Source organism: Streptomyces sp. NPDC053665 (genome assembly GCF_055585285.1).
Genome location: NZ_JBVJKK010000009.1, coordinates 24,658 through 43,344, shown reverse-complemented (window position 1 = coordinate 43,344; position 18,687 = coordinate 24,658). Strand labels below are relative to the sequence as shown.

The 18,687-nt window shown below is 74.2% G+C and carries 5 protein-coding genes; all 5 read right to left on the bottom strand.

What is annotated here, in order from left to right:
- Positions 1 to 3 precede the first annotated feature (3 nt).
- The 5 genes from ACZ6ZN_RS30215 to ACZ6ZN_RS30195 are packed head-to-tail and all read right to left on the bottom strand — an operon-like array spanning position 4 to position 18,656.
- The gene (locus ACZ6ZN_RS30215) at positions 4 to 7,740 is read right to left on the bottom strand and encodes an amino acid adenylation domain-containing protein (protein WP_469651132.1); all 7,737 of its coding nucleotides are present in this window, start codon (positions 7,738 to 7,740) and stop codon (positions 4 to 6) included.
- Positions 7,737 to 15,530 carry an amino acid adenylation domain-containing protein gene (locus tag ACZ6ZN_RS30210; protein ID WP_469651130.1) on the bottom strand — a complete coding sequence of 2,598 codons (7,794 nt, stop codon included), beginning with the start codon at positions 15,528 to 15,530 and terminating at the stop codon, positions 7,737 to 7,739. The genes ACZ6ZN_RS30215 and ACZ6ZN_RS30210 overlap by 4 nt, the downstream gene beginning before the upstream one ends.
- Before the next feature lie 50 nt (positions 15,531 to 15,580).
- Positions 15,581 to 16,765, bottom strand: coding sequence for an NAD(P)/FAD-dependent oxidoreductase (locus ACZ6ZN_RS30205; RefSeq protein WP_398107152.1), 1,185 nt, complete (start codon positions 16,763 to 16,765; stop codon positions 15,581 to 15,583).
- A gap of 39 nt (positions 16,766 to 16,804) precedes the next feature.
- Positions 16,805 to 17,038, bottom strand: a complete 234-nt coding sequence (locus tag ACZ6ZN_RS30200; protein ID WP_398107153.1) for an acyl carrier protein — start codon at positions 17,036 to 17,038, stop codon at positions 16,805 to 16,807.
- 34 nt (positions 17,039 to 17,072) lie between these two features.
- Positions 17,073 to 18,656, bottom strand: coding sequence for an amino acid adenylation domain-containing protein (locus ACZ6ZN_RS30195; protein ID WP_469651126.1), 1,584 nt, complete (start codon positions 18,654 to 18,656; stop codon positions 17,073 to 17,075).
- Between the last annotated feature and the right edge of the window lie 31 nt (positions 18,657 to 18,687).

The following is an 18,687-nucleotide window of genomic DNA, read 5'->3' as shown; positions in this document are numbered from 1 at the left end:
GCTTCACTCCTTGGTGAACATCTGGCGCATACTGGGGCGACGGGGAGCGGCCGATGCCTCCGACCACGCGGCGAGCGCGGCGACCGTCGGCTGGTCGAAGACCTGGCGGATGGGTATCTCGATGCCCAGCTCCGCGCGGACCCGGCTGATCAGGCGGGTGGCGAGCAGCGAGTGCCCGCCGAGCGCGAAGAAGCCGTCGTCCAGGCCCACTCGGGTCACGTCGAGCACCTCGGCGAACAGCTCGGCCAGGGCCTTCTCGCGCGGGGTGCGGGGCTCGCGGTAGGGGGCGGAGGTGAACTCGGGCTCGGGCAGCGCGGCGCGGTCCAGCTTGCCGTTGGGCATCGACGGCAGCCGGTCGAGCAGCACCAGCGCGGAGGGCACCATGAAGTCCGGCAGCCGCTCGGAGACGGCGTCGCGCAGCCGCTGTGCGGTGGTGGCCCGTCCCGAGGGGACGACGTAGGCGACGAGCCGCTTGCCGGAGCCGGTGCCCCGGGCCACGACGGCGGCCTGGGCGACGTCCGGGAGCGCGGTGAAGGCCGCCTCGACCTCGCCGGGCTCGACCCGGAAGCCGCGGATCTTGACCTGGGTGTCGGCGCGGCCGGCGTACTCCAGCAGGCCGTCGGCGTTCCACCGGGCCAGGTCGCCGGTGCGGTACATGCGCGATCCGGGCGGGCCGTAGGGGTCGGCGACGAAGCGTTCGGCGGTGGGGGCGGCGCGGTCGTGGTAGCCGCGGCCCACGCTGCCGCCGACGTACAACTCGCCGACGGTGCCCTGCGGCAGCGGGCCGAGGTGCGGCCCGAGGACGTAGGCGCGCATGTTGCCCAGTGGCGTGCCCACGGGGGCGTTGCCCGGGCCGGTGCCGTCGGTGAGGGTGCAGGTGGTGGCGTAGAACGACTCGCTCTGCCCGTAGGCGTTGACCACGCGCACCCCGGGGAAGGCCTTGCGCACCTGCTCGACGAGCGCCAGCGGCAGGGCCTCGCCGGCGAAGACGAGCGTCTCCACGCGGGTGCGGTCCGCGATCCGGTCGACGAGTTCGGCGAAGGCGGAGGGCACGGTGGAGACGACGGCGCCGCTCCAGGCCGCGCGCTCCCCCAGCGCCAGTACGTCGCGGACCAGTTCGACGACGCCGCCGGTGGCGAGCGTGGTGAAGATCTCGAACGCCGAGACGTCGAAGTTGACCGAGGTGCCGGCCAGCATCCGCTTGCCCGGTCCGAGTCCCACGCGGGAGGCGAGGCGCAGCACGCCGTTGACGACGTTGGCGTGGGTGATGGCGACGCCCTTGGGCGTGCCGGTGGAGCCGGAGGTGTACATCACGTAGGCCAGTTGCTGCGCGTGGACCCGCGGCAGCGGCCCGGTGGGCCCCCGGGTGAGGTCGAGGGTGTCCAGGAGCAGGTCGGGGGTGTGGTGCGGCGGCAGGGTCGCGGCCGTCGCGGTATCGGTCAGGACCAGGTGGGGCCGTGCCCGGCCGAGGATGTCGCGCAGGCGGCCGCCCGGGTAGCGGGGGTCGGCCGGCAGATAGGCGCCGCCGGCCCTCAGCACGGCGAGCAGGGCGACCACCAGGTCCGCCGACCGGGGCAGGGACACCGCCACCAGGGACTCCGGGCCCACGCCCCGGCGGACGAGCTCGGCGGCCAGGCGGCCGGCGCGGGTGTCGATCTCCCGGTAGGTGAGCGTCACGCCCTCGGCGGCCACGGCGACCTCGTCGGGGGTGCGTTCGGCCTGGGCCCGCACGAGTGCGTCGACGGTGGTGTCGGGGGTGGGAGCGGCGGTGTCGTTGTACGTGGTGAGCAGCCGGTGGCGTTCGGCGGGGTCGAGGATCTCCAGCTCGGCGGCGCGCAGGCCGGGGGTGGTGGTGAGCTGCTCCAGGACCCGGACCAGGCGGCTGGCGCAGGTCTGCGCCGTCGCGCGGTCCACGACGCCCTCGGCGTACTGCAGGGACAGCCGGAGGTGCGGTTCGACCAGTGCCATGAGGGTCAGCGGGTAGTGGGTGCCGGTGTCGGCGCTCATGCCGGTGAGGGTGATCCCGGCGGTGGCGTCGAGCGCGGCGCCGAGGCCCTCCTGGTCGACCGGGTAGGACTCGAAGACGACCAGTGTGTCGAACAGCGACTGCAGGCCGGTCGCCTGCTGGATCTCGGTGAGGCCGTGGTGGTGGTGTTCCAGCAGGGCCGCCTGGCGGTCCTGGAGCCGGGTGAGGATGTCGGCGAGAGTGTCGCCGGGGGCGTGGCGGACGCGGACCGGCAGGGTGTTGATGAACAGCCCCACCATCGACTCCACGTCCGTCACGGCGGGCGGGCGTCCGGACACGGTCGCGCCGAGGACCACGTCCTGGCGGCCGGTGAGACGGCCGAGCAGCAGCGCCCAGGCGCCTTGGATCAGGGTGTTGACGGTGACGCCCAGCGCCGCGGCGCTGCGGCCGATGCCGTGGGCCAGCTCCGGCGGCAGCGCGAGTTCCACGCGGCCGAGTCCGGCGTCGCGCGCGTCGCGGGCGCCGGGGAAGAGCAGGGTGGGCTCGTCGAGGCCCTCCAGCTCGGCCGCCCAGGCCCGGGCCGACTCCTGGTGGTCCTGGCGGGCGCGCCAGGTCAGGAAGTCGCCGTAGCCGCGCGCGGCCGGCAGGGCGCCCCGGTCGCCGTCGTGGGCGTAGAGCAGCAGCAGGTCCCGCATCAGCAGGGGCGTGGACCAGCCGTCGAAGAGCACGTGGTGGGCGGTCATCACCAGTTCGCTGCGGTCGGAGCCGAGGACGGCGAGGGACAGCCGGAACAGCGGTGGGGCGTCCCGGTCGAAGCGGGCGGCCCGGTCCTCGGCGAGGAACCGTTCGAACGCCTCGGTGGGTGTGCTCTCCCCGGCGGTGGTCAGGTCGAGGTGCCGCCAGGGCAGGGTCACCTCCTGCGGGATCACCTGCACCACCTCGCCGTCGGCCCGGTCGGCGTAGGCGGCGCGCAGGTTGGGGTGCCGGTCGAGCAGCGCCTGCCCGGCGCGGCGCATCCGCTCGGCGTCGACGGCGCCGCCGAGGTGGAAGACCATCTGCATGTGGTAGGCGTCGAACGAGGACGGTCCGGCGAGCAGGGTGTGGAACAGCATCCCCGACTGGGCCGGGGTCACCGGCCACACGTGGCTCAGCGGGCCGAAGCGGGCCTCCCAGCTGTCGATCTCCTCCTGGCTCACCTCGGTCAGGGGCGCGTCGCTGGGGGTCAGCCCGCCGGCGCCGGGGCTGCCGGCGTGCCGGGCGAGCGCGGTGAGGGCCTCGGCCCAGTGTCCGGCCAGTTCGGTGACCTCCTCGCGGGAGAGCACACCGGTCGGGAAGCCGAACCAGGCCTGCAGTTCGTCGCCCTCGGGGCCGGCGGTGGCGACCGCGTTGATCTCCAGCGCGGACAGCACCGGCATGTCCGGGTCCGGTGCGGCGATCAGCTCCCCGTGGGTGGTGTCCGGGGTCCAGCCCAGGCCGCGCAGGTGCTCGGGGATGTCCGCGGCGGAGGATCTGCCGAGGTAGTTGAAGCCGATCTGGGGCGGGCGCATGCCGCCGAGGGCGGCGGCGGTGGCGGCGTTCAGGTGGCGCAGCAGGCCGTAGCCGAGTCCGTTGCCGGGCAGGGCGCGCAGTTGCTCCTTGACGGCCTTGACGGCCCGTCCGGCCGCGGGGCCGCCGGCGAAGGCGTCCGCCACGTCGATGCCGGACAGGTCCAGGCGGACCGGGTACATGGCGGTGAACCAGCCGACCGTGCCGGACAGGTCGGCGCCGGGCACCAGTTGCTCCTCCCGGCCGTGCCCCTCCAGCCGGACGAGCGCGGTGGAGCCGGGCTCGCCGCGCGTGCGGCGCCGGCGCAGCAGGGCCAGCGCCAGGGCGGCCAGCAGCCCGTCGTCGGCGCCGCCGTGGAAGAGCGCGGGCACCGTGTCGAGCAGTGTGCGGGTGACGTCGGCGGGGATCCGGACGCGGACGGTGTCGACGGTGGCAGCGACATCGCGGGCGGGGTCGAGTGCGCGTGCGCCGAGCGGCGCCTCTTCCCCGCTCAATATGGCCTGCCACTGGGGCAGTTCGGCCTCCCGTGCGGGGGTGGCCGCCTCGTCGGCCAGCGCGTGCGCCCAGCGGCGCAGTGACGTGCCCGGCACGGCCTGCCGCTCGGGCAGGCCGTCGCGGACCCGCTGCCAGGCGGACACCAGGTCCGGCAGCAGGATCCGCCACGACACCCCGTCGACGACGAGGTGGTGCAGCACGATCAGCAGCCGGTCCGCTTCGGTGGGGGAGGTGAACCGCACGAACTGCGCCATGACGCCCGTGTCGGGGTCCAGCCGGCCGGCCGCCGCGTCCAGTTCGGCCTGCACGTCGGCGCCCTGGTGGGGGACCTCGCGCAGCAGGGGTCCGGCGTCGACGCTGCCGGGCGGGGCCATGTGCAGGCCCGGCCCGGTGCGCTCCAGGCGGGACCGGAGGACGTCGTGGCGGTCCAGCACGGCCTGGAGGGTGGCGGTCAGCCCGGCGCGGTCGATGCCCTCGGGCAGGACCAGCAGCGCCGACATGCAGAACCGGCCGATGCCGCCGCCCAGTTCGAGGACGTGCGCCGCGGTCGGCGGCAGCGGGCAGCGGCCGGTGCCGCCGCCGGGCAGCTCGGCCAGGCGCACCGGTTCGTCCTGCCGGCGGCCCTCGACGAGTTCCGCGAGGCGGAGGACCGTGCGGTGCTCGAAGATCTCCCGTGTGCTGACCACGACGCCGCGGGTCTTGGCCCGCGCGACGACCTGGATGGAGCGGATGCTGTCGCCGCCGCTGGTGAAGAAGTCGTCGTCGACGCCGACGCGTTCGGTGCCGAGCACGTCGGCGTACACCTCGGCGAGGATCCGCTCGGCCGGGGTGCGCGGTGCGCGGTACTCGCCGCCGGTGAACCGCGGTTCGGGCAGAGCCGCCCGGTCCACCTTGCCGCCGGCGGTCAGCGGCAGCCGGTCCAGCACGACGAGCAGGGCGGGCACCATGTAGTCGGGCAGCCGCGCGGCGGCGAACCGCCGCAGTTCGGCCGCGTCCGGCAGGGGGGCGGGTGCCGCGTCGTCGGGTCCGGGACCGGCGGGGGCGACGTAGCCGACGAGCCGGGCGGTGCCGGCGGGGTCGCGGTGCACGGTGATCGCGGCGTGGCCGACCGCCGGGTGCCGGGTCAGGACCGTCTCGATCTCGCTCGGCTCGACGCGGATGCCGTTGACCTTCGTCTGGGCGTCGGCGCGGCCCGCGTAGACGAGCCGCCCCTCGCCGTCCCACCGTGCGAGGTCGCTGGTGCGGTACATGCGTGCGCCGGGCCCGCCGAACGGGCAGGGGACGAACCGCTCGGCGGTGGCACGGGGGTCGCGGTGGTAGCCGCGGGCGAGCCGCCCGGCGACGTACAGCTCGCCGGTCACGCCGGGTGGCACCGGGGCGAGGTCCGGTCCGAGGACGTGGGCGCGCATGTTGGCCAGGGGCCGTCCGACGGGGACGGGGCCGGGGGCGTCCGGCTGCTCGGGCAGGGTGTGGGTGGTGGCGTAGAAGCTCTCGGTCTGGCCGTAGGCGTTGACGATGCGCACGCCGGGCAGGGCGTCGCGCACGGTGCACGCGAGGTCGGCGGTGAGGGCCTCGCCGGCCAGGACGACGGTCCGCACGTCGAGGCCGCGGCCGGGGCCGGCGGGGAGCTGGTCGAGCAGGGCGGCGAACACGGTGGGCACGGCGCTGACGGTGGTGCCCGACCAGGAGCCGCGTTCGGCGAGTTCGAGGACGTCGCGGACGACCTCGACGGTGGCGCCGGTGGTGAGGGCGGTGAAGATCTCGAACACGGACACGTCGAAGGTGACCGACGTCGCGGCGAGCATCCGCGAGCCCGCCGCCACGCCGACGGTGCGGGACAGGTCGCGTACGCCGTTGACGACGGCGCCGTGCGGCACGGCGACGCCCTTGGGCGTGCCGGTCGAGCCGGAGGTGAACATCACGTAGGCCAGGTCGTCGGCCGAGAGCCGCACCTCGGGCGCGCCCGGGCCGGGGGTGTCGAGGTCCACCTCCTCCAGGCGCAGCACCGGTGCCGCGCAGCCGGCCACGGTGGCCGCCGCGTCCCCGCCGGTGAGCACCAGCGCCGGACGGGCGGCCTCCAGGAGCCGGCCGGTCCGTGCGGACGGGTGGGCGGGGTCGACCGGCAGGTGGGCGCCGCCGGCCCGGAGCACGGCCAGCACCGCGACCACCAGGTCGGCGCAGCGCGGCAGCGCCACGGCGACCAGCACGCCGCGTCCGACGCCGTGCTCGCGCAGCACCGCGGCGAGCCGGTCCGATCGCCGGTGCAGTGCGCGGTAGGTCAGCGAGGTGTCACCGCACACCACCGCGGTCGCGTCGGGGGTGCGGGCGGCCTGGGCGGCCACCAGCTCCACCACCGTCCCGGCCGGCTGGGGGGCCGCCGTGTCGTTGACCCGGGCCAGCAGTGCGCGTTCCTCGCCGGTGCGCACGTCCACGGCGGCCAGCGGGGTGCCGGGGTCGGCGACGACCTGCCGCAGCAGGCGCACGAAACGGTCCGCGATCGCCTCGGCCGTGCCGTGGTCGAACAGGTCGGCCGCGTACTCCAGCCGCCCGTACGCGCCGCCGTCCGCCTGCGGGACGACGTTGACGAACAGGTCGAACTTGGCGGTGCCGGTGTCCGCGGCCACGGGCGTGACCCGCAGCCCGGGCATCTCGATGGGCGGCCACACGAACTGCCAGGCCAGCATGACCTGGAACAGCGGCTGGTAGGAGGTCGCCCGTTCGGGGCCCAGCAGTTCCACCAGGCGCTCGAAGGGGACGTCCTGGTGGTCGTAGGCGGCCAGGGCCTTGTCCCGGACCTGTTCGAGCAGTTGGCCGAAGGAGGGGTTGCCCGACAGGTCGGCGCGCAGCACCCAGGTGTTGACGAAGAACCCGATCAGGTCGTCGAGTTGTTCGTCGGCGCGTCCTTCGATGGGGCTGCCGATGGTGAGGTCCGTGCCGCCGCCCAGCTTGTGCAGCAGCACGGCCAGTGCGGCCTGGGCGGCCATGGGCGGCGTGGCGCCGCGCTCGGCGGCGAGACGGCCCAGCCCGTCCAGCAGTTCGGGTTCCAGTGCGAAGGAGACATGCCCGCCGCGGTGGCCGGACAGGGTCGGGCGCGGCCGGTCCAGGGGCAGCTGGACGGGTTGCGGCACCCCGTCGAGTTCGCGGCGCCAGTAGTCGATCTGCGTCGCGGCGACCGACTCCGGGTCCGTCTCGTCGCCGAGCACCTCGCGCTGCCACAGCGTGTAGTCCTTGTACTGCACCGGCAGCGGCTCCCACTGCGGGGCGCGACCGGACCGGCGGGCGGTGTAGGCCGACACCAGCCCGTGCAGGAACGGCGCCATGGACGCGCCGTCGACGGCGATGTGGTGGAACACGAACGCGACGACGTGCTCCTGCGGGGACACCCGCAGGACGGTGGTGCGCAGCGGCAGCTCCCTCTCCAGGTCGAAGCCCTCCGCCAGCACCTCGCTCAGCGCGGCGTCCAGCGCCGATGCGGTGACGTCGGCCACCCGGAAGGCGACGGCCGCCTCCTGCGGGGGCAGGATCCGCTGTTCGGGCGTGCCGTCGGCGTTCTCCGCGACGAGGGTGCGCAGCGTCTCGTGGCGGGTGACGACGTCGGTGACGGCCGCGGCCAGGGCCGCCGTGTCCAGCGGCCCTTCCAGACGCAGCACGAAGGGGATGGTGTAGGTCGCGGACGGGCCTTGCAGACGGTGGAGGAACCACAGCCGGCGTTGGGCGAACGACAGCGGAATCATCGGCGCGCACTCTCCTGCACGGTCATCTGGCGCAGCTGGGGGCGGTTCTTCTTGGGCGGCCGGGAGCCGTCCGCGGTCAGTTCTTCGATGCGTTCGGCCAGTTGGGCGACCGTCGGGTTGCGGAAGACCATCGTGACCTTGGAGTCGACGCCGAACCGGTTGCGGATGCGCCCGCTGAGCCGGGTGGCCAGCAGGGAGTGGCCGCCGTGGCCGAAGAAGTCGTCGTCGATGCCGATGTCCTCCTTGCCGAGCAGGTCGGCGAACAGGGCGCACAGGGCTTCCTCGGTGGCGTTGCGCGGGCCGCGGCCGGGCTCGGCCCGGCCCTGGTCGGGGGCGGGCAGCGCGTTGCGGTCGAGTTTTCCGCTCGGATTGACCGGGAGCGCGGCGAGCGGCAGGATCGCCGACGGCACCATGTAGTCCGGCAGGCGCCGGCGCAGCAGTTCCGCCAGGGGCGCGAGGTCGAGCCCGGCCGGGTCGGCCTTGCCGGCCGGCACCACGTAGGCGACCAGCCGCTGGTCGCCGGGACGGTCCTCGCGGGCCAGGGCGACCGCCTGGGCCACGGCGGGGTGGTCGGCCAGGACGTGCTCGATCTCGCCCAGCTCGATGCGGAAGCCGCGGATTTTGACCTGGAAGTCGGTGCGCCCGATGTACTCCAGCCGGCCGTCCTCGCGCCAGCGCACCAGGTCGCCGGTGCGGTACATCCGTGCGCCCGGTGCGCCGAAGGGGCAGGCCACGAACCGTCCGGCGGTGAGGTCGGGGCGGCCCTGGTAGCCGCGGGCCACGCCGTCGCCGGCGATGTACAGCTCGCCCTGCACCCCGCGCGGGGCGGGCCGCAGGTGGGCGTCGAGCACGTACAGCCGGGTGTTGCCTAGGGGGGTGCCGATGGAGGGGGCCGGGGCGTCCGCCTCGACGGGCGCGGCGGTGGACCAGATCGTCGTCTCGGTCGGGCCGTAGACGTTGGTCACCTCCTCGGCCTGGGCAGCCAGGGTCCGGGCGAGTCGCGGCGGCAGCGCCTCCCCTCCGACGAGGACGCGCAGGCCGGTGGCGCCGTCGGGTTCCTCCAGCAGCAGGATCTGCCAGAACGCCGGGGTGGCCTGGACGACGGTGACCCGGTGACGGCGCATCAGCTCCCGCAGGGCCGAGGGGTGGGAGACGGTGTCCTTGCCGGCGAGGACGACCGCCGCCCCGGAGATCAGGGGCAGGTACAGCTCCAGTCCGGCGATGTCGAAGGACACGGTCGTCACCGCGAGCAGCCGGTCGGAGCCGGTCAGCGGGAGGCGCCGCCGCATGGTGGCCAGGAAGTTGGCCAGCCCCCGGTGCGTGACGGACACGCCCTTGGGCCGGCCCGTCGAGCCCGAGGTGTAGATGACGTAGGCCGCGGCGTCCGGGTGGACGGTCACCGCCGGCGCGGTGGCCGGGTGGTCCGAGCGGTCGGCCTCGGCGAGGGTGTCGGCGTCCAGGACGAGTGCGGGGCGGGCGTCCTCCAGGATGTGCTCGATGCGCGCACGCGGGTGCCCGGGGTCGATCGGGACGTAGGTGGCGCCTGCCTCGAGCACCGCCAGCAGCGCCACGACGAGCTGCGCCGAGCGGGGCAGCCGCACGGCCACCAGCGACTCGGGTCCGACGCCGCGGTCGATCAGCCAGTGGGCCAGCCGGCCGGCGCGCTCGGTGAGTTCGGCGTAGGTGAGGCTGGTGTCCTCGGCGGCGACGGCGAGGGCCTGCGGGGTGGCCTCGGCCTGCCGGTGCACGGCCTGGACCAGGCCGCCCTCCTCGAGGGCCGGTTCGGCGCTGTCGTTCACCTGGTGCAGCAGCCAGTGCCGCTCCGCCTCCCCCAGGACGTCGAGGTCCCCGAGGCGGGTGGCCGGGTCGGCCAGGAGGCGGTCCAGGATCCGGACGAGCCGGGCGGCGATCTCCTCGGCGGCCGCACGGTCGTAGAGGTTGTTCTGGTAGTCCAGGGACAGCCGCAGGTAGGGGTCCGAGGAGTTGAGCGTGAGCGGGTAGTGGGAGCCGGCGAAGGGGCGGATGCCGTCGATGGTGAAGCCCGCGGAGGTGTTGGCCTCGACCATGCCCTCGCGGTCGATCGGGTAGTTCTCGAAGACGATCAGTGTGTCGAACAGGGCGGGCAGTCCCACGCTGCGCTGGATGTCGGCCAGTCCGTAGTGGTGGTGGTCGAGCAGCGCGGTCTGGCGGTCCTGGAGGTCGGTGATGACCTCGCCCATGGTCAGGGCCGGGTCGCAGACCACGCGGGTGGGCAGGGTGTTGATGAACAGGCCGACCATCTCGTCGGAGCCGGCCAGGTCGGCGGGGCGGCCGTTGACGGCGGCGCCGAAGACCACGTCGTGCCGGCCGGTGAGCTGCGACAGCAGGATCGCCCACGCGCCCTGCAGCAGGGTGTTCAGGGTGACGCCCAGGCCGGCGGCGCGGCGGGCGAGGTCGCGTCCCTTGTCGACGGACAGCGGCACCTCGACCCGGCCCAGGGCGGACGCCGTGCCCTTCAGGGCGGCGTCGGGGGCGACGAGGGTGGGCTGGTCGAAGCCGTCCAGCTCGGCCTGCCACCGTGCCCGGGAGGCGGTCTGGTCCTGGGTGGCGAGCCAGGCCAGGTAGTCGCCGTAGTTGCGCACGGGTGTCAGTTCCCGGCTGCCGGAGTACAGGCGGATCAGGTCGGTGATCACCATGGGCGAGGACCAGCCGTCGAACAGGGTGTGGTGTGCGGTGACGACGAGCTTGGCCCGCTGCGGCCCGCAGGTCAGCAGCGCCAGGCGGATCAGGGGCGGGCGGGTCGGGTCGAGCTGGTCGGCCCGGTCCTCGGCCAGGGTCCGGTCGAGTGCCTCCTCCTGCTCGGCCTCGCTCGCCCCGGTCAGGTCCAGGTGCCGCCAGGGCAGGTCGACGTGGTCCGGCACGACCTGTACCGGTTCGCCCTCGTCGGTGGTGAGGAACGCGGCGCGCAGGTTGGGGTGCCGCCGCAGCAGGGCTTCCCCGGCGGCCCGCATGCGCAGGGGGTCCACGTGCCCGGACAGGTGCAGCGCGAACTGCATGTGGTAGACGTCGAAGGACCCCTCGGCGAGGGCGGCCTGGAACTGGATGCCGGACTGCCCGGGTGCCTGCGGCCAGATGTCGGTCAGCCGGCCGTAGCGCTCCTCCCACGCCTCGATCTCGTGCTGCCGGACCGGGACCAGCGGCGCGTCGGCGGGGGTGAGCCCGCCGATGCCGGGGCGCGCGGCGTAGGCGGCCATGCCCCGCAGCACGTCGGTCCACAGCTCGGCCAGCCGGGTGGTGCGCTCGCGGGACAGGACGCCGGTGGGGAACATGAAGGCCGTCCGCAGCCGGGGGCCGTCGGGGGTGTCGGTGGCGACCGAGTTGACCTCCAGCGTGGACAGCGCCGGCAGGTCGGGGTCGGGCAGGGCGATCAGTTCGGCCGACCAGGACGCCGGTCCCCATCCCTCGGCGCGCAGGTGCTCGGGCACGTCGGAGTCGGAGATGCGGCCGAGGTAGTTGAACCCGATCTGCGGGGCCGGCAGGTCGGCGAGCTGCTCGCCGGTCTCCTGGTTCAGCCAGCGCAGCAGCCCGTAGCCGAGGCCCTTGCCGGGGACCGCGCGCAGTTGCTCCTTGACCAGCTTGACGGCCTGTCCGGCGGCGGCGCCGCCCGCCAGCACCTCGGCGAGGTCCACCTCGCGCACGTCGACGCGGGCGGGGTACATGCTGGTGAACCAGCCGACGGTGCGCGAGAGGTCGGCGCCGGGAACGGCGTCCTCCTCACGGCCGTGGCCCTCCAGGCGGACCAGGGTCGAGGTGTCCGCGCCGCGCCAGCGGTGCACCGCCAGGGCGAGGGCGGCGAGCAGCACGTCGGTGCCGGTGCCGCGGAACGCCGTGGGCAGGTTGGTCAGCACCGCCTCGGTGAGGTCGGCCGGCAGGTCCACCCGGACGGTGTCGACCGTGGACCACACGTCCGACGCCGGGTCGAAGGGCCGGGTGCCCAGCGGCGGGTCGGACTGCTCCAGCACGTCCTGCCAGTGGGCCAGTTCCGCCTCGCGTCGCGGGGAGTACGCCTCGTCCTCCAGCGCCGACGCCCAGCGCCGGGCCGAGGTGCCGGTCTCCGGCAGCTCGGGCGCCCTGCCGGAGCGGACCTGCTGCCAGGCCTCGGCGAGGTCCGACATGAGGATGCGCCAGGAGACGCCGTCCACGACCAGGTGGTGCAGCACCACCAGGAGCCGGCCCCGGCCGCTTCCGGGGGCGAACCAGACGAAGTCCGCCATGGTGCCGCTCTCGGGGGCCAGGCGCCCGACGGCGTCGTGCAGTTCGGCGCGGGCCGCCTCGAGCGCGGCCGGCCCCTCGAGTCCTCCGGCGCAGTCGACCCGCCGGATCAGGTCCGCGGCGCGGACGGTGCCGCGCTCCCCCACCTCCAAGCGGGGCTCGTCCCCGGGCACCAGCCGGGCCCGCAGCAGGTCGTGCCGGTCGAGTACGGCGTCGAGGGTCGCGGCGAGACCGTCGGCGTCGATGCCGTCGGGCAGGTCCAGCACCATCGACATGGCGAAGCGGTCGGAGCCGCCGCCGTGCCGGAACACCTCGCGGGCCACCGGCGGGAGCGGCACGGGGCCGACGGCGCCTCCGTCGAGTTCGGCGAGCACAGGTGTCCGGTCGCGGCGGTCGGCGGCCACTTCGGCCAGCCGGGCGGCGGTGCGGTACTCGAAGATCTCCCGGGTGGTCAGGTCCAGGCCCTTGGCGCGGGCGCGGGCCACCACCTGGAGGGAGCGCAGGCTGTCCCCGCCGACGGCGAAGAAGTCGTCGTCGGCGCCGACCCGGTCCACGCCGAGGACGTCGGCGTAGGCGGCGGTGATGATCTTCTCGGCCTCGGTGCGGGGCTCGCGGTAGGTCTCACCGAGGAACTCCGGCTCGGGCAGCGCCGAGCGGTCGAGTTTGCCGGTGGGCCCCAGCGGCAGGGCGCCCAGGGCGACGAACGCCGAGGGCACCATGTAGTCGGGCAGCCGGGCCGCGGTGAACGTGCGCAGTTCGGCGGCGGAGGCGCCGGCCTGCACGTCGACGTCGCCGATGCCGCCGGATCCGTTGTCGCCGACGGCTCCCTCGCCGGTGTGCACCACGTACGCCACGAGCTGCCTGCCGCCCGCGGGCAGCTCACGGCCGACCACCACGGCCTCGCTGATGCCGGGGTGTGCGGTGACGACCGCCTCGACCTCGGCCGTCTCGATGCGGAAGCCGCGCACCTTCACCTGGCCGTCGCCGCGCCCGACGCACTCCAGCCGGCCGTGGGCGTTCCAGCGGGCCAGGTCACCGGTGCGGTACATCCGTTCGCCGGCCGGGCCGAAGGGCGCGGGCACATAGCGTTCGGCGGTCAGGCCCGGCCGGCCGTGGTAGCCGCGGCCCACGCAGGCCCCGGCCACGTACAGCTCGCCCACCACGCCCTGCGGCACGGGGGCCAGGCCCGGGCCGAGGACGTAGGCGCGCATGTTGCCCAGCGGGGTGCCGATGGGGGCGACGTCGCCGTCCGTCCACTCCGCTCCGGGGGGCAGGGAGCAGGTGGTGGCGTAGAACGTCTCGCTCTGGCCGTAGGAGTTGACGATCCGCGCCCCGGGCAGGGCGTCGCGGAGCTGCCTCACCAGCCGGGCGGGCAGCACGTCGCCGGCGAGGACGACGGTGCGCACGTCGGGCGCCTTGTCGAGATGGCCGGCCAACTCGCCGAGCACCGACGGCACGCCGCTGAGGATGTGGCCGTCGATGCCGTCGCGTTCGCCGAGCGCGAGGGCGTCGGGCAGGAGCTCGGCGGTCCCGCCGGTGGTGAGGGTGGTGAGCAGCTCGAACACCGACACGTCGAAGTTGACCGAGGTGCCGGCCGGCATCCGCCAGCCCGGCGGGGTGTCCAGGACGCGCACCAGTTCCCGCAGGCCGTTGACGACGTTGCGATGGGTGATCGCCGCGCCCTTGGGGGTGCCGGTGGAGCCGGAGGTGTACATCACGTACGCCAGGTTGTCCGGGGTCAGCGGCGCGGTGCGGTCGGTGTCGCGCGGTGGCCGGGCGGGTGTCCGCCAGGCGGCCCGGTCGTCGACGTCGACGGGTGTGAGGCCGGTCTGCGGCAGTTCGCGCCAGGTGGCGGTGTCGGTGACCGCGAAGCGGGGACGGGCCTCGCCGAGCACGGTCCGTGCCCGTGTGCCGAGGTACCGCGGGTCCATCGGGACGTATCCGGCGCCGGACTTGAGGATGCCGAGCAGTCCGGCGACGAGGTCCTCGGTGCGCGGCAGGGCCAGCAGCACCAGGTCCTCGGGGCCGGCTCCGCGCCGGATCAGCTCCCAGGCGACGGCGTCGGCCCGCTGGTCCAGTTCACGGTAGGTCAGGCTCCGGCCGTCGCACACCAGGGCCGGGGCCTGCGGGGTGGCGGCGGCCTGCTGCTCGAACAGCTCGGGAACCGTCGCCTCGGGCAGGCGGGCGGTGGCGCCGGCGGCCCGGGCGAGCCACTGGTCGCGTTCGGCGGTGTCCAGGACGTCGACGGTGGCGACGGCGCGGTCGGGGCCGGCCACGAGCCGGTCCAGGACGCGGACGAACCGCTCGGCGATGCCGCGGGCGGTGTCCCGGTCGAACAGCCCGGTGGCGTACTCCAGTCGGCAGTCCGCCCCGCCCGCCCCGTCGGGCAGCAGGTCGAAGAAGAGGTCGAACTTGGCGGTACCGGTCTCCAGCCGCTCGACGTGCACGGCCAGGCCGGGCAGGTGCAGCGGCGGCACGGGCGGCTGCCAGGAGAGCATGACCTGGAAGAACGGGTTGTAGGCGGTGGAGCGGTCGGGGTTGAGCAGCTCCACCAGTCGCTCGAAGGGCATGTCCTGGTTGTCGTAGGCGGCCAGGGACCGTTCCCGCACCCGGCGCAGCAGGTCGCGGAAGGTGGGCTCGCCCGACAGGTCGACGCGCAGCACCCAGGTGTTGACGAAGAACCCGACCAGGTCGCGCAGGTCCTCGTCGGTGCGGTCGGTGATCGGCGCGCCGATGGACACGTCGTCGCCGCAGCCCAGGTGCTGCAGAAGCACCGCGAGGGCCCCGTGCATGACCATCGACACCGTGGTGTCCAGCTCCGCGGCCAGCTTCTCCACGTTCTCCAGCAGGCCGGGATCGAGGCGGAAGGGGATGCGGTCGCCGTCGGGGCTCATCACCCGGGGGCGGGGGTGGTCGGTGGGCAGCGGGAGCGGCTGCGGCAGGTCGGCCAGGGTCTCGCGCCAGTAGCGCAGTTGACGCGCGGCGAGGCTCTCGGGGTCGGACTCCTCGCCCAGCAGGTCGAGTTGCCACAGCGTGTAGTCCGCGTACTGCACCGGCAGCGGCTCCCAGGCCGGGGCCCGGCCCTGTCTGCGGGCCGCGTAGGCGGTGGTGAGGTCGCCGAACAGCGGCCCGAAGGACTCGCCGTCCACGGCGATGTGGTGCGCGACGACGACGAGGGTGTGGTCGTGCGGCGCGCTGCGCAGCAGGCGGGCGCGCAGGGGCGTGTCGGCGGCCAGGTCGAAGGTCTCGGTGGCCGCCTGCTCCACGGCCGCCGCCCGCTCGTCGCCGGTGACGTGGAGGACGGGCAGGGCGAACGGCCGCTCCCCGGGGGGCAGGACCCGCTGGTGGGGCACGCCGTCGTCGCCCTCGACGATCACGGTGCGCAGGACCTCGTGCCGCCCGACGACGTCGTCGAGCGCCGCGGCGAGGGCGTCCACGTCCAGCTCGCCGGTCAGCCGCAGGGCGAACGCGCCGTTGTAGGTGGGCGAGGGGCCTTCGAACCGGTCCACGAACCACAGCCGGCGCTGCGCGAACGACAACGGGATCATTGTGTCTCCAAAATCGGCGAACCAGTAAGCGGGGTCGTCGCTCAGCTGTCGAGGAGGGTCAGGAGTTCGTCGTTGTAGAAGTCGTCGATGGAGATGGCCCCGGACAGCGTGGAGAAGTACCGGTCGATGTGGTCCTGGTGTCCGACCAGCTTGCGGAGCATCTCCGTACGGCCCTCGGGTTTGAGCTCGGCCACGTTCAGCGCGCCCTGGTAGTGGTTGAGGGCCTCGTTGCCCAGCTCGTTCTCGTAGCGCCTGAGCGCCGTCGCGAGCGCGGCGTCCTCGTGCAGCCGGTCGCCGACCAGGGTGGTGAGGGACTGCGCCTGGACGAAGGCCTCGGTGATGCCGCGGGCGGTGATGGAGTCCTTGTGGTTCACCGCGTCGCCCACCAGCACCCAGCCCGGTCCGTAGGCCTTGCGGAAGTAGTTCTCCTGGTGGCCCGTGCCGTACAGCTGTTCCTCGCGCCTGCCGGACTGCATCCGCTCGTACAGCTGGGGAGCGGTGGTGCGGAAGGCGTCGAGGTAGGCGGGTTCGGCGTTCCTGCGGACCTGGTGGTAGTCGGCCTGCGGGAAGTACGCCATGAGCAGGGTGAGGTCGTCGTTGGTGGGCAGCACGCCGATCCAGCGGCCCGGCCGCTCGTACAGCTCGAAGTCGGCCGGGACGCCCGACCAGTAGCTGTAGTAGGTGGTGGTCATGCGCGGGTGCTCGACGACGTTCTCGGCGCCGGCCTTGCGGGCCACCAGCGAGCGCATGCCGTCGGCGCCGACGACCAGGCGGGCGCGCTCGGTGGTCTCGGTGCCGCCGGGCGTGGTGCAGCGCACCCCGACGACCCGGTCGCCCTCCCACACCAGGTCCTTGACCGCGCAGCCCTGGCGGAAGTCGACGCCGGAGGCGACGGCGCCCTCGGCGAGGATCGGGTCCAGGACGTAGCGGCGCGGCGCGTACGTGGTCCGCAGGCCGTCGATCGGCAGGGAGAAGCCCTCGATGCGCACGTCGGGGCCCTGGTAGATCTGGTGGGTGATCGGCTGGGCGCCCGAGGCGCGCACGCGGTCGAGCAGTCCCCACCGGTCGAGCAGTGCCACGCCCTGCATGTGCAGGTAGTGCGAGGAGAGCGTGTCCTGCGGGAAGCGCGCTTTCTCCAGCAGCAGCACGCGGTAGCCCTGCCGCGCGAACAGCATGGCGGTCGGCGATCCCGCACAACGGGCACCGATGACAATGACGTCGTACATGGCGCGCCTCTCTTGCCGGTGGTTCCCGGCACGGAACGGCTACGGCGCGGTGGCCGCGGCCTGGGATTCGATGTAGGCGGAGATGGACGCCACCGTCGGGTTGAGGAACATCTGGTCCATCGGCACCTCCACGCCCAGTTCCTCGATGTAGGCCCCCTGGATCCGCACCATGACCAGGGAGTCGCCGCCGAGGGCGAAGAAGTCGTCGTCGGGCCGGATGTCGTCGCGCTGGAACTCCCGGCGCCAGATGGCGCCCACGCGGTCGGCAGTCATCGCTGTCCTCTCGGTCGTCGTTCGCGGCCGCCGGCTAGGCCGCCGTGCCGCTCTCGGCGCGGGGCGGGCGGCAGAGCTCGGCCAGGGCGGCGCGGTCGACCTTCCCGTGCGGGCTGAGCGGGAGCCGCGCGATGGTCAGGAAGCGGGCGGGGACCATGTTCCGCGGCAGGGTGCGCAGCAGTCGCGCGCGCACGTCGTCGGCGTCGAGGCCGTCGCCGGCGGGGACGAGGAACGCGGTCAGCTCGGCGTCGCCGGCGCTGTCGCGGGTGACCGCCACGGCGGCCTCGCGCACGCCGTCCAGCCGGGCGAGGGCGCGTTCGACGTCGGTGGGGTCGATGCGCATGCCGCGCACCTTGACCTGGGCGTCGATCCGGCCGAGGACGACGAGGTCGCCCGTCTCGGTCACGTAGCCGCGGTCGCCGGTGCGGTAGATCGGGACCTGCTCGCCGCCGGCCTCGACGGTGGTGAACCTCCCGTTCTCGGGACCGGCGTTGAGGTATCCCGCGCCGACACCGGCGCCGGCGATGCAGATCTCGCCCCGCTCCCCCGGCGCGACGTGGCGGAGGTCCTCGTCCAGGAGGTGGATGTCGGTGTTGTAGGCGGGCCGGCCGACCGGCGGGACGTCCTGCTCGCCGGGCCGGTGGGCGGCCAGGTCGTAGGAGGTCGCCACGTCGGTGCACTCGGCGACGCCGTACTGGTGCAGCAGCGTGCAGGTGTTGTCCTCGCGCCGTGCCCAGTCGGCGAGCCGTTCGGCCTTGAGCGCCTCGCCGCCGAACAGGACGTGGTCGAGACCGGCCAGGGCGTGGCCGCCGCGGGCCTTCTCCCAGTCCACCAGCACGTACAGGGTGCTGGAGGCGCAGTGCACCACGCGGATGTCGTGCTCGCTCAGCAGGCGGTAGGCCATCATGGCGTCGAAGTTGCGGCTGGCCGGCAGGTACTGGGTGGCGCCGCAGAACAGCGGGGTCATCAGGGCGCGCTGGGACAGGTCGAAGCCGAAGGCGCTGACCACGAGGTTGTGCGATCCGCTGTGCAGGCCGTACTCCAGTTGCAGCCAGTTCATGAGGTTGAACCAGCCCTCGTGGCGCACGGCCGTCAGCTTCGGTGTCCCGGTGGAGCCGGAGGTGAAGACGGCGTAGCACAAGTCGTCGCCGGTGACGTCGGTGCCGGGCGGTGTGGCCGGCAGGTCCGCCAGCCGGCCGGCGAGCTGTTCGAGGTCGACGCTGTCCACGTCCGCGGAGCCGACCATCGCCGCGGTCGCCGGGGAGGTGACGATCAGGGCGAGGCCGGGGACCTGGCCGAGCAGCAGGTGCAGGCGGGCCGGCGGGTAGGCCGGGTCGAACGGCACGTAGGCGGCGCCCGCCTTCAGCGTGCCGAGGATGGCGACGAGCATGCCGGGCGAGTAGTCGAGGCAGACGCCGACCTTGGCGCCGCGGCCGTGTCCGCGGGCGGCGAGGAAGTGCGCGAAACGGTTCGCCTCCGCATCCAGCTGCGCGTACGTCAGCTGCCGGCCGGCGTGCACGACGGCGACGGCGTCGGGGGTGGCGGCCGCGTGTTCCTCGAACCGCCGGTGGACGACGGGCGCGGAGGGCAGGGCGACCCGCTTTCCCTGAAGGATCATCAACTGGCTCCGTTGTGAGGGGTGTCCGGTC

Coding starts and splice junctions, on each gene's coding strand:
- ACZ6ZN_RS30200 (WP_398107153.1), bottom strand. CDS start 17,038: ATGACTGCCGACCGCGTGGGCGCCATCTGGCGCCGGGAGTTCCAGCGC.
- ACZ6ZN_RS30215 (WP_469651132.1), bottom strand. CDS start 7,740: ATGATTCCGCTGTCGTTCGCCCAACGCCGGCTGTGGTTCCTCCACCGT.
- ACZ6ZN_RS30195 (WP_469651126.1), bottom strand. CDS start 18,656: ATGATCCTTCAGGGAAAGCGGGTCGCCCTGCCCTCCGCGCCCGTCGTC.
- ACZ6ZN_RS30205 (WP_398107152.1), bottom strand. CDS start 16,765: ATGTACGACGTCATTGTCATCGGTGCCCGTTGTGCGGGATCGCCGACC.